This window comes from Parolsenella sp. LCP21S3_E11 (genome assembly GCF_052118165.1).
Classification (GTDB): Bacteria; Actinomycetota; Coriobacteriia; order Coriobacteriales; family Atopobiaceae; genus Parolsenella.
Genome location: NZ_JBQKHS010000003.1, coordinates 103590 through 127597 on the forward strand (window position 1 = coordinate 103590; position 24008 = coordinate 127597).

Sequence of the window (24008 nt, forward strand, 5' to 3'; positions counted from 1 at the left end):
GCGTCGGCGGGCCTTTCCATGTGCCGAGCCCGAATCTATCTCGGCAATCACTCTCTTGGAGGCATCATGGCACGTCATACGCGTATCGCAGGTATCACGGTGGGCCAGAGTCCCCGCACGGACATGACCTGTGACCTCGTCCAGCGTCTTGCGGACAACCTCGAGCTCGTCGAGTACGGCGCGCTTGACCGCATGACACTCGAGCAGGTCGAGAGCGAGCTTAAGCCCGAACCCGGCGAGGAGGTCCTCGTCTCGCGCATGAGCGACGGTCGCCAGGCCACCTTCTCGGGAGACAAGGTCGTCCCCCTCGTCCAGGCAAAGATCGATCAGGCCGAGGCGGACGGCTGCCGCGCCATTATCGTGCTCTGCACCGGTTCCTTCCCGGAGCTCCGTCACACGGTTCCCCTCATCTTCCCGCAGCCTCTCCTGCACTCGAACGCCCGCGCGCTCGCCGGCGGTCGCCGCGTCGCCGTCATGGTGCCCGATCCGTCGCAGATCGAGCAGGCGCGTGAGTGGTGGAGCATGAGCGGCGTCGAGGTCGACATCGTCTCCGCAAGCCCCTATCAGGGCATCGACGGCGTCACGCGCGCCGCGGCCACGCTCAAGGGCGCAGACGACGCGTTCCTCTGCCTCGACTGCATGGGCTTCACGCTCGCCATGCGCGACGCGGCGCGCCGTGCGAGCGGCCTCGACGTGCTGCTTCCCCGCACGCTCGTCGCGAGCGTGGTGTCCGAGCTGCTGGGCTAGGAGATCAAGCGACTCTCCACGCCGCTCTTTCCGGCATCGAGTGCTACGGTCGCGAGCGAATCTGTTGTGGCAGCCGTATCCGCGTTGCGAGTGAAGACCGTCTCGATGACCATCGGGAGATTTGCGCCGGCAACGACGCGCACGTCCGGCATCATGGCGGACGCCGTCATCGACTGGTAGTACGGCGTGCCGCCGATAAGATCGCACATGACGAGGACGCCGTCGGTATGCTCGCGCATAGTGGCGATGGCGGCGCTGATGAGGTGCGGATACTCGCCGGCACGCCTCACGTCAAACGGCACGACGTCAAAGTTCTCCTGGGGACCGGCGAAGAGGTCAAGGGCGTTCGCGAGACCAGGCGCGAACTCTCCGTGACCAGTGAGGACGAATCCAACCATGAAGAACCTCCTGCGGGGCAGCACGTGCCTGACGGGCGATTAGTTCGTCCCATCAAAGCACGCAACGCGCCCCGCAGGAGGTTTCGTTACGCACTGTTTCCAGAAGCGGCACACGCGTGTTATCACAGCCACATTGATACGGGTGCTGCCAGCGAGGCAGCAGTCAGTCTCCAGGCTGCCGTCCGCATCCGCGCCGCTACCCGCGTCCGCACCGCCGCTGCCGCCCGCGTCCGCACCGCCGCTGCCGCCCGCGTCCGCGCTACCGCGCCGCCGCTAATACTCGATCGGGGCTCCCACGGACTCGCCCGCGAGGAACGTCTCGCACAGGTTGAGCTCGTGGTCAAAGACCACGAAATCCGCGTCGCGGCCAGGCTTGATCGAACCGCAGACGTCATCGATGCGCGCGGAGCGAGCCGGGACCTCCGTCGCCATGCGAATCGCCTCGTCAGCGCTCGCAAGGCCCCAATCCACGATGTTCTTCACGCCCTTGGCGAGCGTGAGCACAGAACCGGCGATGTTGCCCCTCGTGCCGTCCTCATTACGCAGGTAACACAGGCCATCGGCGAGGACGACAGGCATGCCGCCGCTCATATAGTTGCCCTCGGGAAGGCCACCGCAGCCCAAGCAATCCGTGATAAGCACCGTATGCTGCCAGCCCTTGGCGCGAAGCAGGGACTCGATTGCGGCAGTGCGCACGTGCTTGCCATCGCAGATGATCTCCGCATAGGTCTCAGGCGTCGACATGGCGCAGCCCACCACGCCCGGATCGCGATGGTGAAGGCCGCGCTGGCCGTTGTAGGTGTGGACGAAGCAGGTCGCACCAGCGTTCACGGCAGCAAGGGCCTCGTAGTAGGTGGCGTCCGTGTGGCCGATGCAGGTCACGACGCCCTCGGCATCGAGCGCAGCGATGTAGTCGACGGAACCGTCCCTCTCGGGAGCGAGCGCGCTCTTGCGGATCATGCCACCGGCGCGCTCCTGCCAGCCACAGAAGACCTCATAGCTGGGATCGACGAGAAAAGCCGGATTCTGGGCACCCACGTGCTTCATCGTGAAGAACGGGCCCTCGAGGTAGATACCCTGCATGTGGGCACGGCCAGAGCCAGGTTGGCAAGACTTAGCGGCCTCGGCAATCGCCGCACAGCACTCGCCGATATGCTCGACGCCATCGGTAAAGGTGGTGGGCAGCCAACTCGTCGTGCCAAACTTCGCGAGGTTCTCGCTCGCCTCGACCATGCCCTCGGCATCGACGTCAATAGTGGCGTGGCCGAAGAAACCGTGGATGTGCGTGTCGACCATGCCGGGAGCGATCCACCTACCCGTGAAGTCACGAATCTCGACGCCCTCGGGAGCAGCAGGGGTCCACGTGCCAAACTTGCCGTCAACGACCTTGAGGTAACCGCCCAGGGCAACTCCACCGGGCAGGAAGAACTTGTCAGCTTTGATAAGATACGAAGCCATTGCAATCCCTTCTCACGCGGAAACGCGCAGAGCAGAGCTATGGATAAACGATATTTGGCAGCCGTTCAACGATGAGGGATTAAGTTGTTGTTCACGCCTGTCATATACTTAGTATAGTAATTCACTAGCACGGCTTTTATCCTATTTTCCCGGCAAACGGCAGCCTTTTGCGACAGGCTGGGCCCCACGGCAGGTGAGACATGCGTACACCCAAGTACGAGCTCATCAAGGAAGACCTCCGCAAGGAGATTGAGAGCAAAAAGTTCGAGAACGGCCAACGCTTCTACAGCGAGTCCGAGCTCATCGAACGCTACGGCGTGAGCTCTATCACCATCGTCCGTGCCATCCGCGAACTCGTGAACATGGGCTACCTCGTGCGCAGCCAGGGCAAGGGCACGTTCGTCTCGCGCACGCGCAAGCGTCGCCTCGTCGAGCTCACGGACATGGAGCCGTGGAAGGGTTACACCGAGCGAGAGACCGTCGAGGTCCTGTCATTCGAGCGCGGCGGTGACCCGGAGGTCCGCCGTTCCATGCGCCTCGGTCCCACGGAGGGCTACCAGCGCATCATGCGCATCCGTAGCTGCGAGGGAATCCCCATCGTCTATCAGCGCAGCTACATCGCGAGCCGCCTCATCAAGGAGAATGCGGAACCGCAGGAGTATTCCTCCATTTACCGCAAGGTCCGCGAGGACTTCGGCATCTCGCTCAATGACGAGGCCGCGGTCGAGGTGGATGACATCATCTTCCCCGCACCGCTCGAGGTGGCAGAGGCGCTCAAGCTCGAGGGTGACACGCCCGTCGTTCGCGAGCACAAGATCACGACGCTCGCCACGGGCGAGGTTGTCGAGGACGCGCTCTCCTATGTGCGCTGGGATTACTTCAAGCTGAAGTTCTCCTCGCTCGATCGCTCTGGCGCCCGTAGCGTGCTCGACTAGGGCGCCCCTCGCCCCTGCACCCGAGCCCACGGCCGCGCCCGCGCCCGCGCCCGCGCCCGCGAACCATCGCGCGCGTCCACCGAAGCGTTGGCGTAGGCCCCGTCCAAAGTGGTTACAACTAAACCAGCTGCCAATTGACGGCCAACCAACGGACATGCCGCTCGCGCGGCAGAAGGGACAACCCATGCTCAACGGAATCCCCAAGAACGTCTCACCCGACCTGTTGAAGGTCCTGATGGAGATGGGCCACGGCGACGAGATCGTCCTGTCGGACGGTAACTATCCCGCCACCTCGAGCGGCAACCTGCTCGTCCGCTGCATCGGCCTCGGCGTACCCGAGCTGCTCGACTCCATCCTCACGCTCATGCCGCTCGATGATTACGTCGAGTCTCCCGTCGCGATGATGGAATCGCCCACTCCGAAGGAGCCTCCCATTTGGGCCACCTACCGCGAGATCATCAAGAAGCACGCCGGTGACGTGAAGATCTCCCACATGGAGCATGACGCCTTCATCGAGCGCGCCCGCAAGACCTACGCCATCGTGGCCACCTCTGAGGAGGCTACCTACGCGAACATCCTTCTCCGCAAGGGCGTCGTTAAGTAGACGGCTAAGATAGTGCCTTCGCCATCCAAGCCGGAATTCAAGCTTGGCGGGGCTCTGGCGCATTTTCACACACGATTTGACGCAGAACGGGAAGGCAAGTCCAGTCGCTTGCCTTCCCGTTTCAGTTAACTGATGAATCATACCGCATGCCGACGCAAGCGCAATGATCTCATGCTTCCAACTTATAATATCAAGTATATGTTTACTCCCCCCAGCGAACGGAGACACTATGGGACTGTTCGACCGCTTCAAGAAGACCGAGGACAAGCCGGTCAGCAACGTCACCGAGATTCTCGCTCCCGTCGACGGTGAGCTCGTCCAGCTTTCCGAGACTAACGAGCCCGTCTTTGGAAGCGAGATGATGGGCAAGGGCTGTGCCATCAATCCCACGAGCTCGACCGTCATCTCCCCCATCTCCGGCAAGGTCTCCGTCGTCATGCCACACGCCGTGGGCATCATCGCCGATAACGGCGTTGAGGTCATGGTTCACGTGGGCATCGATACCGTCGAGATGAAGGGCGATGGCTTCGAAGTCAAGGTTGCCCAGGGCGACTCCGTCACCTGCGGTCAGGAGCTCCTCACCTTCTCGCGCGAGAAGGTCGCCGAGGCGGGCCACCCTGACACCACCTTCGTCATCATCACCAACACCGCCGAGTGCGCCGAGGTCGCCCCCGTCGCCAACTGCACCGTCAAGGTTGGCGATGTCGTGGTGAGCGTCACGAAGTAGCTTCCGCGATTCTGCGGGCGTGCTCCCGCGCAAAGCACGTTGGCTCGTACAGAGGATCCGTCGGCTCGATGCCGGCGGGCCCTCGTTTTGTGTCTAGAGAGGCGGATTGTCGGCAACGGTCTGCCGGTTGTGGTGGGGCCGCATCCTCGCGCGGTTGTGACACGACACGCCACTCGCGCGGCAACCATGCGCCCGAGCCGCAGCACCAGGTGCGCAAACATCACTTGACCGCAGCGTGCACGCACAAGAAAAGGGCCGTTCCCCGCGGAGTGGGAACGGCCCTTCATGCTGTTACTTCAGCCTTCCGGCTTCAGGTACCAGTCTTAGATGAGCTTCTGGAGCTCGTCGCAGACGGCCTGGACCTGCGTGCCGATGATGACCTGAGCGGACTCCTTGGAAGGAATCATGACGCCCACGGCACCGGCCTTCTTGCAGGCGGCCTCGTCGACCTTGGCGGAGTCAGCGACCTCGAAGCGGAGGCGCGTGGCGCAGAAGTCAACGTTCTTGACGTTCTCCTTGCCGCCCACGGCAGCCAGGACACCAGCGGCGATGGCAGCGAACTTATCGTCGCCAGAGGTAGCGGAAGCAACGCTGGCCTCATCCTCGGAAACATCCTCGCGGCCAGGGGTCTTGAGGTCGAACTTCGTGATAGCGAAGTAGAAGACCGCATAGAAGACCACGAAGGCGGCGATGCCCAGCGGGATGATCATCCAGTTGTTGGAAGCGGCGGGCAGGCTCGCGGAGAAGAGCAGGTCAGTCGCACCAGCGGAGAAGCAGAAGCCCGCACGGAAGTTCACGTAGTAGACGACGATCGTGAAGATGCCGTACAGGGCGGCGTACACGACATAGAGCGGGAAGCAGAGGAACATGAAGCCGAACTCGAACGGCTCGGTGACGCCGCAGACAAAGGCGCAGATGGCGGCGGAGAGGACCAGACCGATGGCGGCCTTCTTGTCCTTGGCGGTCTTGACCATGGCGAGGGCAGCGCCCGGGATGCCGAACATCATGCAGGGGAAGAAGCCGGACATGTACATGCCGACGCTCCAGTTGGCGCCGTTCTGGCCCATGACGTCGCCGGCCCAGAAGTGGGACAGGTCGCCGAGGCCGATGGTGTCGAACCAGAAGACGTTGTTGAGGGCGTGGTGCAGGCCGGTCGGGATGAGGAGGCGGTTCAGGAAGGCGTAGATGCCAGCGCCGATGCCACCCATAGCGGCGACGCCGTTGCCAAGCGCGACGAGGCCGTCAAAGATGATGGGCCACACGAAGAGCAGGACAACAGAGGTGAGGATGGAGACGAGCGCGGTCATGATGGCGACGCAGCGCTTGCCGGAGAAGAAGGCCAGCCAATCCGGGAGACGGGTGTCCTTGAACTTGTTGTACATGGTGCCACCGATGACGGCGGAGAGGATGCCGATGAAGCAGTTGCCAGCGATCTTGGAGAAGGCGATGCCCTCGGCGGTGAGGAGCCAGGCAGCCTGAGCGTCGGCGTCCATGCCGCGAACGGTACCGACGACAGCCGGGTTGAGGAGCTGCTGGATCATCAGGAAGGCAACGAGGCCAGCGAGGCCAGCGGTGCCGTCGTGATCGTCGGCAAGGCCAACGGCAGCGCCGATGGCGAAGAGCCAGGCCATGTTGTCGATAAGAGCGCCGCCCGCCTTGACGAGCAGGAAACCAACGGTGTAGGCCGCACCAGCGGTCTCAGCGCCAGGAACGCCCATGACGCCGGGGGCGAGCAGATAGCCAACGCCCATGAGGATGCCAGCGACGGGTAGCGCCGCGACGGGAAGCATCAGCGCTTTGCCGAGCTTCTGGAGATACTTCATCATTCGGTATCCCTCCTATCTTTCATTTGTACTGCTTTCCAAACAATACGTACGCGTCCCGCGGATTCATCAGTTGGGCCTCCGCGAGCCAACCAGAAGCGGAGACGAACAGGAGCAGTGGGAGTCCCTCTCTTCCTCCAACTCCGTATATTAAGCTATCACAGAATTTCCAAATTGCCCGTTTCCGTTCCCGAACGGTATCTTTTTATTAGCTGAGTGGTAATCGTTTGGTTGCACTCAATTAGGGCGATATCAGGCTGTGAGTTACCGATTATGCATATGTTTACCTGCTTCTTTGTAGTTGTCAGATAATACTCTCGCATTATTTGGGCGCAGCCGCCAACGAATCGCCCGAGCTTCCTCCGTAGCACCTCACTTGACATATCAAGCTGGGGACGTGAGAAAAAACCTGCAAAAGGGACAGTCCCTTTTGCAGGTCTTGCAGGTCAGTGGGTGCCGAGTTGACAAAGGGACAGTCCCTTTGTCAACTTTCGGCTACTCGGTGAAGGGGAAGCCGCCGGAGGCGAGGGCCTTGACGGCGTCGGCGACGGCGAAGTCCTCGCAGGCGCCAATGTGCCAACGCGCGGCAGCGGCGGCCTCGGGCGTGGCATTCGCCACGGCAACGGAGTTCTCCACCGCACGCAGCATCGAGAGGTCATTCTCCGCGTCACCGAAGACGAAGACGTCCTGTGACGCCACGCCCAGGTAATCCGCGAGCCAAAGCACCGCGGTTCCCTTGTTCCAACCCGCAGGCATGATGTTAACGAAGCCTCGTTGCGGCACGTCGAAGTCAAGCTCCGGAATCTCCCTCGTGAGAAAATCCGCGAGCTCGCGCGTAGCCGCGTCGTCGCCCGCGACGAAGGCGTTCGCCTTGACCACGTCATGCGCGGGCAAGGGCTCAAAGACGCCGCACGCCCCATAGCGCGGGAACGCGACCTTAAGGTCCTCCATATCACCCGCGACGACCTTCGGGGCAGCACCATCAAACCAGACGAGACCCGCACGCGGCACCTCGGCGGTGAGGACAGCCATGCGCGCGACCAGCTCGGCGGGGATATGGCGCTCGAGCACGAGCTCGCCACCATAGCTCACCTGCAGGCCGTTCGTGGCGATGTTCGTCTGGTAGCAGGGCTCGTCCCCGTCAAACAGGATGCTAATCCAATCGCGGCCGCGCCCGCTGCAGGGGCCCACGGCACAGCCCGCCTCAACAGCGGCCCTAAACGCCTCGCGCACGCGGGCGGGCACCACGGTATCGCCAAAGGGCATGATCGTGCGGTCGATATCTGCAAGAATGAGCCTCATTCAACTACCCCCTCAAAGAAAGGGCCGGCGCATTCCACTCCCTGGAACGCACCGGCCATACGGTCCTATTGACGCACGAGCCTAGAGGCTCTCGATGACCTTGACCACCTGGTCGACGTACTGCTCGCAGATGGCGAGCGTCGCGGCTTCGACCATGACGCGCACCATCGGCTCGGTGCCACTCGCACGAACCAGCGCGCGACCCTCGCCCTCGAGGGCGGTCTCGACACCGGCAACGGCAGCCTTGACGCGCTCGTCCGCCATAACGGCATTCTTGTCCGCAACGACGACGTTCTTGAGAAGCTGCGGATAGATCTTGACGGGCTCCGTGAGCTCGGAGAGGGTCTTCTTGGAGCCAAGCATAGCCTCGAGAATGCGCAGGCTCGTGTTGATGCCGTCGCCCGTAGCGCTGTACTTGGAGAAGATGACGTGGCCGCTCTGCTCGCCGCCGAGGGAGTAGCCGTGCTCGCTCATGCAGGCGGAAACGTACTTGTCGCCCACGGCAGTCTGCTCGTAGGAAATGCCCGCGCGCTCGAAAGCCTTGTAGAGGCCGAGGTTGCTCATGACCGTGGTGACGACGGTGTTATCCGCAAGCTGGCCCTTCTTGGCCATGTAGGTGCCACAGGCGTACATGATGAGGTCGCCGTCGACGACGTTGCCGTGCTCGTCGACCGCGATGCAACGGTCCGCGTCGCCATCATAGGCGAAGCCCACGTCGAGGCCCTTCTCGGCAACGAGGTTCTGAAGCTGCTCGATGTGAGTCGAGCCACAGCCACGGTTGATGTTAAAGCCGTTGGGCTCGTTGGAGACGACGTAGGTCTTGGCGCCCAGGGCATCGAACACACCCTTGGCGATGGGCGTGGAGGCGCCGTTCGCGCAGTCAAGGCCAACGCGCAGACCGTGCAGGGAGAAGCTGGCGGAGCTGATGAGGAAGCCGATGTAGCGGTTGCGGCCCTCGACGTAGTCGATCGTGCGGCCGATGTCCTCGCCAGTGGCAAGAGGCACCTCGGTCCTGCCGTCGATGTAGTCCTCGACCATCTCGAGGACCTCGGGCTCCATCTTGTAGCCACCGGAGTTGATGAGCTTGATGCCGTTGTCCGTATAGGGATTGTGGCTGGCGGTGATCATGATGCCGCAGTCGAAATCCTCGCTACGAACGACGTAGCTCACGGAAGGCGTGGTGGTGACGTGGAGGAGGTAGGCGTCCGCGCCAGAAGCGACGAGGCCAGCGCCAAGCGCATACTCGAACATGTAGCTGGAACGACGCGTGTCCTTGCCGATAACGACCTTGGCCTTGCGGCCCTCGCGCAGGCCATAGTACCAACCGACGAAACGGCCGATGGCAAAGGCATGGTCAACGGTAAGGCCCTCGTTAGCACGGCCACGGAAGCCGTCAGTGCCAAAGTACTTCATAGTCTGTTCTCCCAAGATCTTGGCGGGATACCCCTTGCGGCTAGCATCCCGGTCGTCGTGAGAATTGCCCTCTTATTATGCAACACGGCGGATAGCTCAACGCAGCTGGCGGGATGGTCTCTAGCTCGTCTCCATCCCTTTTTCCGGATGCGTCTCCAATGCCTTCCTCGGCTTTATTTGGCTTGTCCTCATCACACGACAGACCGCGGCGCCATGTCGGCGCTACACTTCAAATACCGGACCATAATCAAGGAGGAAGCATGCCCGCCATATCCCAGGATCTCGCCGCGCTCGACAAGCTCCAGCGCCACCTCTTCGCCCATCGCCACGCCCAGACCTCGATCGCCTTCGCCGGCGAGACGAGCGACCCCGCCAACGCCACCGCCGCCCGCGCGGAGGCCATGGCCACGCTCGAGGAAGAGGCCCACGACTACCTCTGCTGCGCCACGACCGGCGAGCTCCTCGAGCGCCTCCAGCAAGCCGCCGTCGCCGGCGAGCTCGACGAGACGCGCGCCACCGAGGTCCGCGTCCTCTCCCGCGACCGCGCAGACGCCGTTGACGTGCCGGCAGATGTCGCCGCGGACTTCGCGCGTCTCGCAAGCGAGGCCCAAGCGGTCTGGACCCGTGCCAAGGTCGCGAACGACTGGGACTCCTTCGCCCCCTACCTCGACCGACTCGTTGCCGCCAGGCGCGAGATGGCGCTCATGCGCGCGCCCGAGAAGGACCCGTACGAGACCCTCCTCGACGAATATGAGCACGGTAGCTCGCACGCGTTCTATGACGCCTTCTTCTCCGAGGTGAAGGACTGTGTCATTCCGCTCGTCGCCGAGATTCGCAAACGCGGGTGGCAGCCCAGCCGCGCCTGTGTCGAGGGACACTTCGACCACGACACGCAGATGGAGCTCTCTCGCGACCTTCTCCGCATTGAGGGGCTCGACCTCGACTCGATGACCTTCGCCGAGACCGAGCACCCCTTTAGCGACTCCGTCTCCAGCCGTCACACCTTCATCGCGACGCACGTCTACGAGAACGACGTCATGAGCAACGTCTTCTCGATGCTGCACGAGGGCGGTCACGCCATGTACGAGCAGAACATCGATGTCGCGTATGACCACGGCATCCTCAACGGAGGCATCTCGAGCGGCGTCCACGAAAGCCAGAGCCGTTTCTTCGAGAACTACGTCGGCAGGAGCGAGGCCTTCGCGCCCGTATTGCTCGAGGCGCTAAGGAAGCACTTCCCCGGTCGCTTCGACGACGTCACGCCGCATGAGCTTTACCTCGCCGTCAACCGTGCCGAGCCGAGTCTCGTCCGCACGGAGGCGGATGAGCTCACCTATTCGCTCCACATCGTGATTCGCTACGAGATCGAACAGCTCCTCATCGCCGGCGAAGCCACCGCGGCGGATGTCCCTGCCCTCTGGAACGAGCGTTACCGCAGCTATCTTGGCATCGACGTGCCCACCGACACCCTCGGCTGCCTCCAGGACATCCATTGGTCCTGCGGAGACTTCGGCTACTTCCCCACCTATGCGCTGGGCGGAGCCTATGGCGCGCAGCTACTCGACGCCATGCGTGCAGACGGCATCGATTTTGAGGGCAACGTTGGCGCCGGCGACCTCGCCCCGATTCGCGATTGGCTGCGCGAGCGTATCTGGCGCCACGGACGCGCCATCGAACCCATGCCACTTATCGAGGCTGCATGCGGCGGCAAATTCGACGCCTCCCACTACACTCGCTACCTCACGGAGAAGTTCTCCGGCATCTACAACCTGTAGGGAGGCACGGATGCGAGCACTCATCCAGCGCGTGAGGCACGCGAGCGTCACCGTCGACGGCGAGGTCACGGGCAGCTGCGGAAAGGGCCTGCTCGTGCTCCTCGGCGTCGGACACGAGGACGACGAGGCCCTGGCGAAGAAGCTCTGGAACAAGATCTTGGGCCTGCGCATCTTCGAGGACGAGAACGGAAAGACCAATCTCTCGCTAGCTGATGTGGCAGGCGAGGCGCTCGTCGTGAGCCAGTTCACGCTCTATGCGAATTGCCGTCGTGGGCGCAGGCCGTCGTTCACCGACGCGGCCGCGCCCGCGCAGGCCAATGCCATCTATGAGCGCTTTTGCGAACTCGCAGAGGCAGACCTTGGCACCGAGCACGTCGGGCGCGGCATCTTCGGCTCGATGATGGAGGTCTCCCTCGTCAACGACGGCCCCTTCACCATCTGGCTCGACACCGCTGAGCTGTAGGCGTCCAACCGCACCGGGCATCGCGTGGGAGAGGTTGCGGGCGGCACATCGATTGGCACAGATAAACGCGAGTCGAAGCGAGACCCCGTCGGCCCGGCGGCGCCTCAACAAGGAAGCGGGCGCCGTGCCCGTCGCCCACGAGTTCTTTGCGCAGCAAAGCTGTCTGAGTGGGAGACGGGCACGGCGCCCGCCGCGCTATAACGTTAGATTCGCCAGCTACTCGGCCGCAGGGACACCGCCTTCGGACGAGCCGCCGCTGCGGTGACGACGGCGACGACGCTTCTTGGGAGCATCCCCGGACTGCTGGGGCTCGTCGGCCTGTCCGCCACGCTGCTTGCCCTCACGCTGCTGGGAGTCCCCGGACTGGCCAGCCTGCTGCTTGCGCACGCGCTTCTGGCGCGGCTGCTGCGAGCCAGCTTCGGCCGCGGCGGCGCCACCCTTGTCGCCGGGACGGCGGCGACGGCGCTTGGGGGCGGCATTACCCTGCTCGACAGCATCCTGGTGTTGCGGCTTCTGCTCGCGCGGCTGCTGCTGGGCCTCGTTGGAAGCCGCAGCCTCGCCCTCGGCATGGTGACGACGTCGACGAGACCTGCGGCCCTCGCCCGGGGCGCTCTGCTTGGCCTCGTTCATGTTGCCCTGACCCGGAAGCTTCTCGGCGGCATCGCCGGAAATCTCGACGGTCTTGCGACGACGACGCTTACGCGTGCTCGTCTCGGCAGGCTGCTCAGACGTGGCGGGCGCCTGCTGCGATGCACCAGAGCCGGATCCACCCTTGTTGCCACCCTTGTTACGGCGGCGACGGCCGCGCTCCTCCGTCACGAAGAGGTCATCCTCGGAGAAGGTCTGGTCAGGCAGGAGGCCGTTCTTGCGATCAAGCTCCTCAAGCGCGGCACGGACCTCGGGGCTCGCCAGGCGGTCCATGGTCGAACGAACGACCGTGTCAGGACGACAGGGACAGCCAAGCTCCTCGCTCTTCTTGCGCGCGGCATCCGACGTCTCCATCTCGGCAAGCGGGATGCGGATCTGCTTGCCGTTCTCGAGGCGAAGGGCCAGCTGCTCCTTCGGGGTGTCATACTCGATGATCTTGGCGGTACCGAGCGGGGTCTGGATGACGGCGTTCTTCTTAGGCGCGCGCTGCTTGAAGTCACGGTACGCCTCGAACTCGTAGCGCAGGCAGCACATGAGGCGGCCGCAGGCACCAGAGATCTTGTTCGAGTTCAGAGGAAGGTCCTGCTCCTTGGCCATGCGAATCGAGACGGGCTCGAAACCGCTGCCAAAGCGTGCGCAGCACAGCTCCTGGCCACAGTGGCCAAAGCCGCCCACGAGCGCCGCCTCCTCACGCACGCCCACCTGACGCATGTCAACACGCTCATGGAGCTCACGCGAAAGATCGCGCACGAGCTGGCGAAAGTCGATTCGCTCATCCGCGGAGAAGTAGCAGACGACCTTCTCTCCGCCAAAGATGTACTCGACGCCCACGGGCTTCATGTCGAGACCGCTCTTGGAGACGAGCCTACGGAAGGTGGGCATAGCCGCGTCGCCACGCGCCGAAAGCTCGTCGACGCGAACGAAATCCTCCTCCCCCGCAATACGAACGACGGGCTTCAGGGCTGCGCCGTCGGTCTTGCGGTTGAGCTCCGACTCGTCTATCTCCATCGGATCGCCCGTGGCGAGGCCCATCTCGGTGCCGCGCTCGGTCGAGCAGATGACGTGATCGCCCTCGACCGCGCCGGTCTCGCGGGGATCGAACCAAAGGTCGCGCGTGGCATAAGCGAATTTCACCGGAATGACGGTGGGCATAGTGCCTCCTTGCAAGAGCACAGCATGACTTCAAGAGCCAGCTGGGGGGATACGTTGTGGGCGAGGTCACTTTCCGCGTGGCTCACGGCATCGAGGGCGCGAAGGGCCCCCGCAACATCGGTGCGGGCGGAGAGACGCGAGACGACGTCCTCGCAGTCGACGTTCACGATGGGGGCGCCCACACCGCTCACGCGCATGAGGACATCCCGCAAAAGCGAGTCGGCTGCTGCTAGAAGTTCAATGATACCCGAACGCTCGCGGGCGGTAAGCTCGCGCTTGTTACGCTGCTCCACAAGCTTCTGGGCTTTCGAGGAAAGGTAGTCTGCGCTCTCCTCGGCGGCACGCTCCTGATCCGCGCGGACATCATCGAGTGGGACTTTGGCCGCGACGGCAAGATCGCGAGCGGCACAGAGCACGTCCCACAAGTCATCCGCGGCAAGGGCATCGAGCGTGCGGACCATGAGCCTACGAGCCTCACGACGCGCCGGGGAGCGAAGATAGTCACAGGCGCGTTCGGGCGTGCCCGTCACGGCAAGCGCAATCCTTGCAGTGGGGTCGTTCTCGGCCACACCGCAGGTAAGGGCGACGCGACGAGCCGCTTCGGCGGGATCGCTCACGCGGAAGGGCACGAGCTGGCAGCGAGACGAAATCGTGGGCAGCACGGCATCAGCCGTACGCGCCATGAGAATGAAGACCACTCCCTCTGGCGGCTCCTCGATGGTCTTGAGCAGGGCATTCGCCGAAGCCTCGCGCAGCGTGTCGACACGGTCGAGAATGTAGACCTTCGCGTTAGCGCGCACCGGGGAGAGCGAGACGTCCGCGATGAGCTGGCGCACCTGCTCGACGACGTAGCCGCTCGCGCCCTCGGGCGAGAGCCAGTGGACGTCCGGATGCGTGCGATGCGCCACGCGGATGCATTCGTCGCACGAGTCGCAACCGCCCTTGGGGCAGACGAGGCACTCCGCGAGCGCCATGGCCGCCTCCTGCTGGCCGGAGCCCGGAGCCCCCAGGAAGAGGTAGGCATGGCCCACGCGATGCTCGAGCACGGCTGCGGCAAAGAAGTCGCACACGCGAGGCTGGCCCTCGACGCGCGAGAACGCGGCGGGGATGTCCTTGCCAGCGTCATTAGCCATGATTGCTCTCCTGAGCCGCGACGCCCTCAAACAGGCCTGGCAAGGCAGCCGCCAGGGTTTCCTCGAGGCGCGCATATACCTCGTCGGGCGCGCCATCCGCATCGACGAGTCGCACACGTGCCGGCTCTGCTTCCGCAAGCTGGCGATAGTCCTCGCGCACACGACGCTGGAAAGCGAGGCCCTCTGCCTCCATGCGATCATGCTCGCCCCGCGCACCCGCGCGCTCGAACGCTCGCCCTGGATCCATGTCGAGGACGAGCGTCACATCAGGATGGACGCCACAACAGCCGAGCTCGTTCGCGCGGCGCACGAGGGCACCATCGAAGCCGCGGCCGCCGGCCTGGTAGGCATGGGTCGAGTCATAGAAGCGGTCGCACACCACGACGGCACCACGCGCGAGCGCAGGCTCGATCACCTCGCGCACGAGCTGGGCACGCGAAGCCTCGAAGAGCAGTAGCTCGCACTCAGGGGCCATCTCGGAATTGCCGGGGTCAAGCAGAAGGGCACGGATGCTCTCGGAGATCGCGGTACCGCCCGGCTCGCGCAGGCGGACGACCTCGCGGCCACATGCCTCGAGGCGCTCGACGAGGCGCGCCACCTGCGTGGTCTTGCCCGCGCCATCAACACCCTCGAGGGTAACGAATACGCCAGGACGAGCGGTCGCCGTCTCCGCACGCAGCATCTAGATCGCCTGCCTTGCAGCGACAACCTGGTCGATCACCTGGAGAACGCCGCGGTCCTCGTTGCTGGGCGCCACGAGGTTCGCATGGTTCGCCATGCAGGGCTGAGCGTTGGCCATCATGTAGCCAAAGCCAACGGTCTCGAGCATGTCCGCGTCGTTGGGGGCATCGCCAAAGGCGAGCATCTCGTCAAGGCCGACGCCACAGAGCTCGGAGATTCGGCGCATGGCGTTACCCTTGCTCACGCCCTCGGGCATGACATCGAGCCACATGATGCCGCCGCAAGCGAAGGTATAGTCTCCGCCGATAGCCGCGGCGTACTCCGCCTGGCGCTCGGAGGCATCGTTGTTCGGGAAGTAGACCGTGTACTTATCGGCGGGAGCATCGACCTGAGCGAGGTCATTCACATAGACCACGCGCGTGTAGAAGGTTCGGAAGTAGTCCTCGTACGGCTTCGCGTTAGGCTCGACATAGCAAGCATCAACGCCGCAGATGAGACCCACATCGCCCTTCTCATGCGTGATGCGCGCCATACGGCGGTACTCCTCCACCGGAAGATCTGCCTGGTAGATGACCTTGCCATTTCGGCTGATAACGCCACCGTTGTCGCCAATCAGCATGATCTTGTGACCAAGGTGGCCGAGATTGTCCTCGAGAGTATAGAGGGGTCTTCCGCTGGCGGCGGAGAAGAGCGTCCCCACGCTCGCGAGCGCGTCAACGCGCTCCTCGAAACCTTCAGGGAGAACGGAGGCGTTCGTGAGGAGGGACCCGTCCATGTCAGACGCAATGAAGCGAACGTGCTTCAAGCCTTCAGGAACCGGTGTCACCTCGAACATGTAGTTATTCCTTACTAGTCTTCTTGCGCGAGGAGGTCGCGCTCTTGGTCTTCTTTTTGGCGGATGCCTTCTTGGCGGGCGCCTTCTCAGCAGTCGCCTTCTTGGCAGTCGCCTTCTTGAAACTCGCAGCCTTGGTCGTGGTCTTCGCCGCGCCCTTGGCCTCAGTGGTTCGCGCGCCGCGACCACGGGCGGGCGTCTTGCGCTCGTTCGTGGGGCAGTCCATGTTCACGCACTTCTTCCACGGACCGCGCGCCGTCTCGACGATAATCATGGGCGCACCGCACTCGGGGCACGTTTCATCCGTCGCGGTGAGCTTGCCACGAGCCGGGAGCGGATAGCTCGTGCCGCACTCCTCGTAGTTGGTGCAACGGATGAAGCGCTTGCCCGTGCGCTCGCTCTTGTGGGCGATGAGGTCGCCATGGCGGCCGGCCTCGGCACAGGCGCGGCACTCGCCAACCTTGAGGTCAGGCTCGTAGTTGGTGGGGCACTTCGGGTTGATGCAGATCTCATACGCCTTGGCGCGGAAAGGCTTGCACTTGATACGCGGAGCGCCGCACTCGGGACACACGGCACCCTCGCCCTCGATGGCCTCATAGCGAACGCCGGAGGGCAGCGGATAGGTGACTTCGCAGTCCGGCCAGCCCATGCAGCCAACGAAGCTGCCACGGGTCTTGGCGCTCGACTTGATAACGAGGTCCTTGCCGCACTTGGGACAGGAGCCCACGCGGGCATCCGCCGTGACAGCATCGGCAATCGCCTCGCCGAGGTCATCCTTGTGCTCGATAAGCGCGTCGAGCATGCCGGCGAGCAGCGCGCGCGAGTGGTAGACGACCTGATTCTGGGTGTCGGTGCCCTCGGCGACCTTCGTCATGTCCTGCTCGAGCTCACTCGTCATGTCCGGCGTCGTGATGCGCGGAGCGAACTCGTGGAGGGCGTCAATGATGGCCATGCCGAGCTGACTCGGCTCAACCGGATCGTTCTTGAGGTACTTGACCGTATAGAGGCGCTCAATGATGCTCGCGCGCGTCGACTTGGTGCCAAGGCCGCGCTTCTCCATCTCCTGGATGAGCTTGCCCTGGCTGTAACGCGCAGGAGGCTCCGTCTGCTTGGCCTCGAGGTTGATGCCAAAGACGTCGACGGCGTCACCTTCCGAAAGCTCGGGAAGCTGCTCGTCCTTCTTGAGACCAAAAGGATAGATGGCGCGGAAGCCCGGGTCCTTGAGGACATCGCCACTCGCCTGGAAGGGCTCGCCCGCGACGTCAATCGCAAGCTTGGTTCCCTCGATGGTCGCGGGATCAGAGAGCGTTGCGAGGAAACGGCGCGCGATGAGGTTGTAGAGCTTCCACGCGGCAGGCTCGAGCTTGCCGGGGTCAGCCACGCCGGTGGGATAGATGGGTGGGTGGTCCGTGTCAAACTGCTTGCCGCGCGTTGCATGCATCTCAGGCGCCGCCGTGAGTTTGGCCACGTAGGGAGCATACTGCGGAACGCCTGCGAGCATCTTTGCCGTCGCCCTCAGGTCGAGGGACGGCGGATAGACGGTGTTGTCAACACGCGGATACGAGATGAGGCCGTCCATGTAGAGGCTCTCGGCAAGGCGCATGGTACGCGCCGGAGAAAGGCCCTCGGACGCGGCGGCAGCCTGAAGGCTCGTCGTGTTGAACGGCGCGGGCGGACGCTGCGTGCGGCTCTTCTTCGTCACCGAGGTGACGGTACCCGTGGTTGCGTTCTTCACGTGACCGTACGCCTCGGTCGCCTCAGCCTCGACCGAGAAGCGGCCCTTGGCATGGGAGATCTTGAAGCGCTCGTCCTCCGAGGCACCAACGGCAGAAGCCTGGCCGTTGATGACCCAGTAGTCCTCCGGAACGAAGGCGAGGCGCTCGCGCTCGCGCTCGACCACGAGGGCGAGCGTAGGCGTCTGCACGCGGCCAGCGCTGCGGACGTTACCAAAGCCGCCAAAGCGCGCCATCGTGAGATAGCGCGTGAGGGCGGCGCCCCAGATGAGGTCGATGTACTGGCGGGACTCGCCGGCGTCAGCGAGGTTCTGGTCAAGCTCCACGAGGTTGGCGAAGGCGTGCTCGATCTCCGCTCGCGTATAGGCAGAATAGCGAGCGCGCGTCACGGGAACGTCAGGGTTCACCTCGAGCACCTGCGAAAGAGCGTCAGACCCGATGAGCTCTCCCTCGCGGTCGAAGTCCGTGCCGATGACGACGGAATCCGCCTTCTTGGCCAGGTTCTTGAGGGCGCGAATAATGCCCTTCTCCGCCGGAAGCTTCTCGACGGGGGCCCAGACGAGATAGGGCAGGCTCGGGACCTTCCAGCCCTTGATGTCGACGCCATCCTCGAGGAAGGGCTTCTTTTTCTTGAATGGCGGACGCGCGAGGCCATCCGGAACGTCAGCCGGCAGCACCTCTCCCTCCTGGGAGATGGCGTACCAGCCCTGGGCGTCAGAGAACTTGAGCTCAGCGGGGAAATCCGGAGCGAGGATGTGGCCTCGCAGGCCAATCGTCACCCACTCCTCGCCATCACGCTGGAAGCGATAGACAGGCGTGTCGTAGACCTTGTCCTTCTTGGGCTTCCCGACCTCAGAAAGCAGGGCGGCGATCTTCTCGGCGGCGTCGTTCTTCTCTGTGATGACGAGCTTCATGGGTTAATCCTCGTTGAACTTGTGCTCGGCGTACTCGTCTCGCGTCCACTTGAGAGACTCCTTGCCATCGCGCGCGATCAGGACGCGACGCGCGACGAAGAGCGAGGCCTCGTACAGGACGATGACGGCTCCGAACATAAGGAACATCGTGACGGGGCTGGCGTCGGGCGTAACCATGGCGGAGGCAATAAGCAGGCCGACATAGATGGCACGCCAGTTGCCGCGCAGGTCCTTATACGGGACAAGGTGGAATATCGAGAGGTAGAAGATCACCAGCGGCAGCTCGAAGGCGGCACCAAAGCCAAGCTCGAGGAGCATGATGATGTTGATGTAGTCCTCGGCGTTGGCGAAGATGGCCGCGAAGTCGACCGTCTGGTCGAGCATCCAGCCAAAGGTCGCCTGCAGGATGATGAAGTAGCAGAACACCATGCCGAAGAAGAACAGGAAGACCATAGCGGCGACCGTGGGCATGACCCACTTCTGCTCGCTCGGCTTAAGCGCCGGCATGAAGAAGCCAAGCACCTGGAAGATGATGATCGGGCAGCACGCAATGATGGCGAAGAATGCCGCGACCTTGAATCGCAGCGTGAAGCCACCAAGGGCGGTGGTCACGTAAAGCTTGCCACCGTCCGGCATGAACTCACGAACCGGGTCGATGAGCAGCTGGATGAGCGTCGGGGACGCCATGTAGATGATACAGGTGGTCACAAGCACGCACGCGACGATGATGGTGAGGCGCCGCCTCAGCTCGCTCAGGTGGTCGAGCAGCGGCATTCTTGCAGGTCCGACGGGCATTTAGGCGTCCTTTCCGTCATCAAGGTCAAGGTCATCGTCATCATCGTCGTCAAGGCCATAGAGGGCCTCGACGGAGGTGGGGGCAGGCTCGGGCTCGGGGGCAGGCTCGGGCTCGGGGGCAGGCTCGACCTCGGCGGGAGCATCGGCGTCAGCAGCAGAGGTGGCGGCCTTCTCGGCAGCGGCCTTCTCGGCGGCGAGGCGGGCGCGGCGCTCGGCGAAGGTCTCCGCCGGCTTAGCGGCTGCAACCTCCTCCTCCGTCATGTCCTCGTCCTCAGCCTTGGCCTTCGCGGCGGCCTTGCCAGTCGAGGTCTCGGCAACGTTCTGGATTGGGTCGATGATCTCGGACTGGACGACCTTGGTCACGCCCTCCTGCGCGGTGCGGAACTGGCGCAGGGCACGGCCGATGGTGCGCCCCATGCCGGGCAGCTTGTCAGGCCCGAACAACAGGAACGCGAACAGGATGATGAGGAAGAGCTCTTGATCTCCGATGCCGAACACGAATGCCTCCTTGGGCGTCTAGACCCGAGAACGATGGGTGTGATTAGTCTTCCACGTTGAGCTGACGCTCGACGCCAAGAAGGCCGAGCACACGCTTGACGTTTGCCTGAGGATGAGCGACGGAGAAGGCGACTCCCGCCTCCTGCGCGCGAGTGGCGGCGCCCACGAGCACGCCAATGCCAGTCGAGTCAATGTAGGAGACCTCCGCAAGATCGACGGAGACCTCCGCGGGAGCCGCCTCGAGCGCGGAGTCCACCGCCTCGCGGAGCTCGCCCGCGTTCGACACGTCAACCTCGCCCACAACGGTGACAAGGGTCTTGCCCACCTTCTCGGCGCTTGTGATGGAAAGGTCCATGCCCTCCCCCTTCCTATTCCGCAGCCGACGTCGTGGCGGCAGAGGTAAGGGACTTGAGCTGCGACGTTGCGTAGCTCTGAAGTCCATAGGTGTTGTCAGGGTCGACCTCGAGCGCCTTGTTGAAGGCGTCCGTAGCCTTTTCAGTCTCTCCGGTCTCCTGGTACATCATTCCCAGATTGGTCCATGCCGGAGCGAAATCACCAACGTTCTTGGTGAAGTCCTCAAGAGCCTTGATGGCACCGGCCTGGTCACCAAGATAGTACTGGCAAAGCGCCCTGTTCACACGCGCGGCGCTTGCGTCCTCGAGCTTGAGGTATGAATCGAAGTAGCCCTCAGCCCTGGTGAGCAGCTCCGTTATGTGGGCTTGGTCATCATCGGTTGAGGCATAGTTCCTGGCGGTGCTACCCCAGTTCAGGTAGTTGTTCGCAAGGTTGATGAGGGCGGCCTTGTCATCCGGAGAATCCTTGAGCTTCTCCTCGAGCGGGGAGACGATGGACTGGTAGTGCTCGTCCAGGTCATTCATATACGTGTTGGTCGTCTCGGCATCAGAGGTGGAGGCGTCGGTCGTCGCGGCAGAGGTGGCTGCCGCGGTTGTAGCAGTCGCGGCAGAAGTCTTGCTCTTCTGGATGCCGGAGATGATGGCGGAAAGGGACGGCAGCAGGATTGAACCCACCATGATGATGGAGACGAGCACAACACCAACGATCACGGCAGGACGGCGGTTCGACGGCGTCACCGTGCGCACGGGAGCTTGATCCTCGGCGGGCGACTCGCTGCGGCTACGGCCGCGGCCGGTCGTGCCTAGGCCCTTGCCCGCAGCTTCCTCGCCCTTGACGGTCGATACGCGCGTGGAAGCCTCGTCTGTCTTCTTTGGCTTCGATGCCATCGATGAGCGTCCTTCCTGCCCGCAATCGGGCAATTCCCCTTGATGCAGGTGCGCCCGGGCCGGGGCCTGGGCGCACACATTCTGCGTATTCTACCTCACACGCGCGCCGACGCCGCCTAGCGCGCCTCGCGAGCGAGTCGTGCCGACACGAGTCGCACACAGGTCACGAAGACGTCAAGCGCGGCGCCGAGATCCTCAAGGCTGGGATACGAAGGCGCGATACGAATGTTCGTATCGTCCGGATCCTTGCCATAAGGCCAGGTAGCGCCTGCAGGCGTCATCTTGACGCCAAGCTCCTCGGCAAGGGCGACGATCTTCTTCGCGGAGCCCTTGGGACCATCGAAGGAAACGAAGTAGCCGCCACGCGGGTGAGACCAGGTGGCACATTCGAGGTCGCCCAGGCCACTCTCGAGCTTCTCGTCCACGAGCTCGAAGCGCGGGGCAAGAATCCTCGCGTGCTCGACCATATGAGCGCGAACGCCATCCGCATCGCCAAACCAACGAACGTGCGCAAGCTGCATGAGTTTGTCAGAGCAGACGCGCTCCACGTTGAAGGTCTTGCGCAGGTCGGCGATGTCGGCAGGACTGGCGACGACACAGGCAATGCCGCTACCCGGGAAGGTCACCTTGCTCGTCGAGGCAAACTCGTAGACGAGGTTATCGTGGTCCTCCGCAGCGACCGCACCGAAGATATCGAGCAAGTAGTCCGGCTCCTCGTTGAGATCGTGAATCGCGTAGGCGTTGTCCCAGAAGATGCGGAAGTCCGGCGCGGCGGGTCTGAGGGCGGCGAAGCGGCGAACGACTTCATCCGAGTAGGTGACGCCCGTGGGGTTCGAGTACTTGGGAACGCACCAGATTCCCTTGACCGTCGGATCGTTCTCGACGAGGCGCACGACCTCGTCCATGTCGGGGCCCTCCGGCGTCATGCGAATGGGTACGTTCGTGTAGCCCACGGAGGCACTGACTGCGAAGTGGCGATCATAGCCGGGCGACGGGCACAGGAACTTGAGCGGTCCGCGAGTGGCCTGAACCGCATGGGGCTCGCAGCCGCGAACGCCGTGGATCCAGCCATGGACGATGACATCGTGCATGATGTTCAGGCTCGAAGATCCACCGATGATGAGATTGTCCGCGTCGACGCCAAGAAGATCCGCCATGAGACGGCGAGCCGCGGGGAGGCCATCAGGGCAACCATAGTTACCGGCGTCTACACCCTCATCGACGAGGTCGGTGGACGAGGTGAGCACGTCGAGCATGGGGCGAGAAAGGTCGACCTGCTCCGGGCTCGGCTTGCCGCGGGCCATATCGAGCTTGAGGCCGCGAGCGCGGAGCTTTTCCGCCTCCGCCTCGAGTTGGGCGATTTGCTCGTCAAGCTCTTCGTTCGTCATCTGCTCGTAGACACTTGCCATGCTCGTCTCCATTCGTCGACGCCTGGTTCTGCCCGATCTAGCGCTTGAGCTCGCACAACGCCAATGCGCCGGACGCGACCCAGTCCGCATGGCGTTCGCGGACCAGCTGCGGGACAGCCGCTCGCGATCCGACCACTGGAGGCAGCGGCGCATTCCCCCCTTGAAATGCTCCGTGCTGGCGCTGTGCTTACGCTCATTCGAGTATAGAGAGAAATAATCGTTATGGAACGCGAAGTGGTGAAGCGCGCGTTACGAGAGAGCGAATGGCATCCGCGGCTGTTACCATAGTGCCCATGGAAAAGCCTCCCTACATACCAAACTCTGACGAGTACGGCGAGCTCCAACGCTTCGTTGATGCGTTGTTCATGAGCGAGCACTTCGTGGATAACCTCGATGTTCAAGTCATGGCGGAGACATTTGATCTCCCGTATGATCTGCTTGAGGTCGTCAGCATGCTGCCGAGCGGCGTCTATGAGCGCCCCCGTCTCGCAGACCAACTCAACTCCGCCCTCGTCGCCCACGGTTGGACCCAGCGCTTCGGCACCGTGGAGTAACGCGACGCCCCCCGCTTGCCTCTCGCGCGGGCCCGTCAGCATCGCACCACCCGGGCGTGACACGATTCGTCGCGGTTAGCATGTCTATGCATGCACGTTTGTCCGCGGAAGCCCGGCTCTCTGCGCACGACGCCAATCGTCGCGGTTACCGCCCTTATGCACGCACATCTTGCTTTCGGCGTCCCGGTCCGCCGCCCCCGCAGTGTCAACCGTCGCGGTTAGCATGTCTATGCACGCATTGTTTCGACTGTGGCCAGACTCGCGAAATCCTTGGCGACTATTTAGCACTTATATCGGCCACGGCAGCTTTTAACTGCGTAAATAACCGCCACGGACTCGACAGAGCCTCCATCAATCAGCATTCCGACGCATATACATTCGCCATATGTGCTCATTTGCCATCAACGTTTGTCTCCTAATTACGCATACCAAACATCGGCGCATATTCAGCCCCTATATGTGTTCGTTTGCCGGCACTTCACATCACTACGGCTTTCGTATCTCAGCTACGGCTTTCATATCTCAGCTCGACACGCTTACAGCCTCGGTTCGCACCTGTTTTCATTCCTGCCGTCGAGCCCTCAAAGCGCCGATGGCACGTCGCTCTTTACTGCCTGCAGCCATTTAAGATGACATGACAATAATCAGACAATTCCTGGCAGAATCTAACGGGAATACAACAAGCAATGTTGTATTTTTCCAGGTAGATACACTTATCCGCAAATAGGTACCATTCACATATTTTTACTTTATATTCGCCTCGATCTAGGCAC

Annotated in this window: 22 protein-coding genes; 7 read left to right on the forward strand and 15 right to left on the reverse strand. The window is 62.9% G+C overall.

Translation table 11 applies throughout. The features are described 5' to 3' along the window. Positions 1 to 66: 66 nt before the first annotated feature. A complete protein-coding gene (locus ACTQ1Z_RS04725; RefSeq protein WP_441859130.1) occupies positions 67 to 747 on the forward strand; it encodes an AroM family protein in 681 nt (226 codons plus the stop codon). Here ACTQ1Z_RS04725 and ACTQ1Z_RS04730 read toward each other — a convergent pair. Together ACTQ1Z_RS04730 and nagA are read right to left on the reverse strand one after the other, a co-directional pair. Continuing rightward, entirely contained in the window at positions 744 to 1145 is a 402-nt protein-coding gene (locus ACTQ1Z_RS04730; RefSeq protein WP_441859132.1) for a hypothetical protein, read from the reverse strand. The two genes, ACTQ1Z_RS04725 and ACTQ1Z_RS04730, sit on opposite strands and share 4 nt — an antisense overlap. 273 nt (positions 1146 to 1418) lie before the next feature. After that, a complete protein-coding gene (gene nagA / locus ACTQ1Z_RS04735; protein ID WP_441859134.1) occupies positions 1419 to 2603 on the reverse strand; it encodes an N-acetylglucosamine-6-phosphate deacetylase in 1185 nt (394 codons plus the stop codon). Positions 2604 to 2803: 200 nt separating this feature from the next. Here nagA and ACTQ1Z_RS04740 point away from each other — a divergent pair, with 200 nt between their 5' ends. From ACTQ1Z_RS04740 to ACTQ1Z_RS04750, 3 genes are all read left to right on the forward strand, one after another. After that, complete coding sequence (locus tag ACTQ1Z_RS04740; RefSeq protein ID WP_320679999.1) at positions 2804 to 3538, forward strand: GntR family transcriptional regulator; 735 nt, start codon at positions 2804 to 2806, stop codon at positions 3536 to 3538. 184 nt (positions 3539 to 3722) lie between these two features. After that, positions 3723 to 4142 (forward strand): RbsD/FucU family protein, encoded by a 420-nt coding sequence (locus ACTQ1Z_RS04745; protein ID WP_441859136.1) that lies wholly within the window; start codon positions 3723 to 3725, stop codon positions 4140 to 4142. Between the two features lie 229 nt (positions 4143 to 4371). Then, positions 4372 to 4869, forward strand: coding sequence for a PTS sugar transporter subunit IIA (locus ACTQ1Z_RS04750; protein WP_441859138.1), 498 nt, complete (start codon positions 4372 to 4374; stop codon positions 4867 to 4869). 323 nt (positions 4870 to 5192) lie between these two features. On the opposite strand, the gene ACTQ1Z_RS04755 is transcribed toward ACTQ1Z_RS04750, so the two are convergent. The 3 genes from ACTQ1Z_RS04755 to glmM form a co-directional block, all read right to left on the reverse strand. Next, positions 5193 to 6695 (reverse strand): PTS transporter subunit EIIC, encoded by a 1503-nt coding sequence (locus tag ACTQ1Z_RS04755; protein ID WP_441859140.1) that lies wholly within the window; start codon positions 6693 to 6695, stop codon positions 5193 to 5195. Positions 6696 to 7187: 492 nt separating this feature from the next. Beyond that, a complete protein-coding gene (locus ACTQ1Z_RS04760) occupies positions 7188 to 7994 on the reverse strand; it encodes an HAD family hydrolase (protein ID WP_441859142.1) in 807 nt (268 codons plus the stop codon). An 81-nt stretch (positions 7995 to 8075) separates the two neighbouring features. Continuing rightward, entirely contained in the window at positions 8076 to 9407 is a 1332-nt protein-coding gene (glmM, locus tag ACTQ1Z_RS04765; protein WP_441859144.1) for a phosphoglucosamine mutase, read from the reverse strand. A 260-nt stretch (positions 9408 to 9667) separates the two neighbouring features. Here glmM and ACTQ1Z_RS04770 point away from each other — a divergent pair, with 260 nt between their 5' ends. Both ACTQ1Z_RS04770 and dtd read left to right on the forward strand, forming a co-directional pair. After that, complete coding sequence (locus ACTQ1Z_RS04770; protein ID WP_441859146.1) at positions 9668 to 11182, forward strand: carboxypeptidase M32; 1515 nt, start codon at positions 9668 to 9670, stop codon at positions 11180 to 11182. A gap of 10 nt (positions 11183 to 11192) precedes the next feature. Continuing rightward, the gene (dtd, locus tag ACTQ1Z_RS04775; protein WP_441859147.1) at positions 11193 to 11645 is read left to right on the forward strand and encodes a D-aminoacyl-tRNA deacylase; all 453 of its coding nucleotides are present in this window, start codon (positions 11193 to 11195) and stop codon (positions 11643 to 11645) included. A 216-nt stretch (positions 11646 to 11861) separates the two neighbouring features. On the opposite strand, the gene ricT is transcribed toward dtd, so the two are convergent. From ricT to ACTQ1Z_RS04825, 10 genes are all read right to left on the reverse strand, one after another. Continuing rightward, on the reverse strand, positions 11862 to 13445 hold the full coding sequence (gene ricT / locus ACTQ1Z_RS04780; protein ID WP_441859149.1) for a regulatory iron-sulfur-containing complex subunit RicT: 1584 nt from the start codon (positions 13443 to 13445) through the stop codon (positions 11862 to 11864). Further along, a complete protein-coding gene (locus ACTQ1Z_RS04785; protein ID WP_441859151.1) occupies positions 13424 to 14578 on the reverse strand; it encodes a DNA polymerase III subunit in 1155 nt (384 codons plus the stop codon). Before ACTQ1Z_RS04785 ends, ricT begins: the two co-directional genes overlap by 22 nt. Next, positions 14571 to 15260, reverse strand: a complete 690-nt coding sequence (gene tmk, locus ACTQ1Z_RS04790) for a dTMP kinase (protein ID WP_441859153.1) — start codon at positions 15258 to 15260, stop codon at positions 14571 to 14573. Before tmk ends, ACTQ1Z_RS04785 begins: the two co-directional genes overlap by 8 nt. Next, positions 15261 to 16094, reverse strand: coding sequence for an HAD family hydrolase (locus ACTQ1Z_RS04795; protein ID WP_441859155.1), 834 nt, complete (start codon positions 16092 to 16094; stop codon positions 15261 to 15263). It lies immediately after the preceding gene. Positions 16095 to 16098: 4 nt separating this feature from the next. Then, positions 16099 to 18738 (reverse strand): DNA topoisomerase I, encoded by a 2640-nt coding sequence (locus tag ACTQ1Z_RS04800; RefSeq protein WP_441859157.1) that lies wholly within the window; start codon positions 18736 to 18738, stop codon positions 16099 to 16101. Positions 18739 to 18741: 3 nt separating this feature from the next. Further along, positions 18742 to 19533 carry a twin-arginine translocase subunit TatC gene (tatC, locus tag ACTQ1Z_RS04805; protein WP_441859159.1) on the reverse strand — a complete coding sequence of 264 codons (792 nt, stop codon included), beginning with the start codon at positions 19531 to 19533 and terminating at the stop codon, positions 18742 to 18744. Continuing rightward, positions 19534 to 20031, reverse strand: a complete 498-nt coding sequence (locus tag ACTQ1Z_RS04810; protein WP_330028773.1) for a Sec-independent protein translocase subunit TatA/TatB — start codon at positions 20029 to 20031, stop codon at positions 19534 to 19536. It lies immediately after the preceding gene. A 43-nt stretch (positions 20032 to 20074) separates the two neighbouring features. Further along, positions 20075 to 20386: an STAS domain-containing protein gene (locus tag ACTQ1Z_RS04815; protein ID WP_293814304.1), complete on the reverse strand. Its 312-nt coding sequence runs from the start codon at positions 20384 to 20386 to the stop codon at positions 20075 to 20077. A gap of 13 nt (positions 20387 to 20399) precedes the next feature. Next, the gene (locus ACTQ1Z_RS04820) at positions 20400 to 21272 is read right to left on the reverse strand and encodes a tetratricopeptide repeat protein (protein ID WP_441859162.1); all 873 of its coding nucleotides are present in this window, start codon (positions 21270 to 21272) and stop codon (positions 20400 to 20402) included. Positions 21273 to 21388: 116 nt separating this feature from the next. Further along, positions 21389 to 22681, reverse strand: a complete 1293-nt coding sequence (locus ACTQ1Z_RS04825; RefSeq protein WP_320679744.1) for an aminotransferase class I/II-fold pyridoxal phosphate-dependent enzyme — start codon at positions 22679 to 22681, stop codon at positions 21389 to 21391. Between the two features lie 263 nt (positions 22682 to 22944). Here ACTQ1Z_RS04825 and ACTQ1Z_RS04830 point away from each other — a divergent pair, with 263 nt between their 5' ends. After that, positions 22945 to 23235: a hypothetical protein gene (locus ACTQ1Z_RS04830; protein ID WP_441859164.1), complete on the forward strand. Its 291-nt coding sequence runs from the start codon at positions 22945 to 22947 to the stop codon at positions 23233 to 23235. The last annotated feature ends 773 nt before the right edge of the window (positions 23236 to 24008 follow it).

Bases quoted from the DNA above. Each gene is read 5' to 3' on its own strand.
- ACTQ1Z_RS04725 (WP_441859130.1), top strand. From the start codon at position 67: ATGGCACGTCATACGCGTATCGCAGGTATCACGGTGGGCCAGAGTCCC.
- ACTQ1Z_RS04730 (WP_441859132.1), bottom strand. From the start codon at position 1,145: ATGGTTGGATTCGTCCTCACTGGTCACGGAGAGTTCGCGCCTGGTCTC.
- nagA (WP_441859134.1), bottom strand. From the start codon at position 2,603: ATGGCTTCGTATCTTATCAAAGCTGACAAGTTCTTCCTGCCCGGTGGA.
- ACTQ1Z_RS04740 (WP_320679999.1), top strand. From the start codon at position 2,804: ATGCGTACACCCAAGTACGAGCTCATCAAGGAAGACCTCCGCAAGGAG.
- ACTQ1Z_RS04745 (WP_441859136.1), top strand. From the start codon at position 3,723: ATGCTCAACGGAATCCCCAAGAACGTCTCACCCGACCTGTTGAAGGTC.
- ACTQ1Z_RS04750 (WP_441859138.1), top strand. From the start codon at position 4,372: ATGGGACTGTTCGACCGCTTCAAGAAGACCGAGGACAAGCCGGTCAGC.
- ACTQ1Z_RS04755 (WP_441859140.1), bottom strand. From the start codon at position 6,695: ATGATGAAGTATCTCCAGAAGCTCGGCAAAGCGCTGATGCTTCCCGTC.
- ACTQ1Z_RS04760 (WP_441859142.1), bottom strand. From the start codon at position 7,994: ATGAGGCTCATTCTTGCAGATATCGACCGCACGATCATGCCCTTTGGC.
- glmM (WP_441859144.1), bottom strand. From the start codon at position 9,407: ATGAAGTACTTTGGCACTGACGGCTTCCGTGGCCGTGCTAACGAGGGC.
- ACTQ1Z_RS04770 (WP_441859146.1), top strand. From the start codon at position 9,668: ATGCCCGCCATATCCCAGGATCTCGCCGCGCTCGACAAGCTCCAGCGC.
- dtd (WP_441859147.1), top strand. From the start codon at position 11,193: ATGCGAGCACTCATCCAGCGCGTGAGGCACGCGAGCGTCACCGTCGAC.
- ricT (WP_441859149.1), bottom strand. From the start codon at position 13,445: ATGCCCACCGTCATTCCGGTGAAATTCGCTTATGCCACGCGCGACCTT.
- ACTQ1Z_RS04785 (WP_441859151.1), bottom strand. From the start codon at position 14,578: ATGGCTAATGACGCTGGCAAGGACATCCCCGCCGCGTTCTCGCGCGTC.
- tmk (WP_441859153.1), bottom strand. From the start codon at position 15,260: ATGCTGCGTGCGGAGACGGCGACCGCTCGTCCTGGCGTATTCGTTACC.
- ACTQ1Z_RS04795 (WP_441859155.1), bottom strand. From the start codon at position 16,094: ATGTTCGAGGTGACACCGGTTCCTGAAGGCTTGAAGCACGTTCGCTTC.
- ACTQ1Z_RS04800 (WP_441859157.1), bottom strand. From the start codon at position 18,738: ATGAAGCTCGTCATCACAGAGAAGAACGACGCCGCCGAGAAGATCGCC.
- tatC (WP_441859159.1), bottom strand. From the start codon at position 19,533: ATGCCCGTCGGACCTGCAAGAATGCCGCTGCTCGACCACCTGAGCGAG.
- ACTQ1Z_RS04815 (WP_293814304.1), bottom strand. From the start codon at position 20,386: ATGGACCTTTCCATCACAAGCGCCGAGAAGGTGGGCAAGACCCTTGTC.
- ACTQ1Z_RS04820 (WP_441859162.1), bottom strand. From the start codon at position 21,272: ATGGCATCGAAGCCAAAGAAGACAGACGAGGCTTCCACGCGCGTATCG.
- ACTQ1Z_RS04825 (WP_320679744.1), bottom strand. From the start codon at position 22,681: ATGGCAAGTGTCTACGAGCAGATGACGAACGAAGAGCTTGACGAGCAA.
- ACTQ1Z_RS04830 (WP_441859164.1), top strand. From the start codon at position 22,945: ATGGCATCCGCGGCTGTTACCATAGTGCCCATGGAAAAGCCTCCCTAC.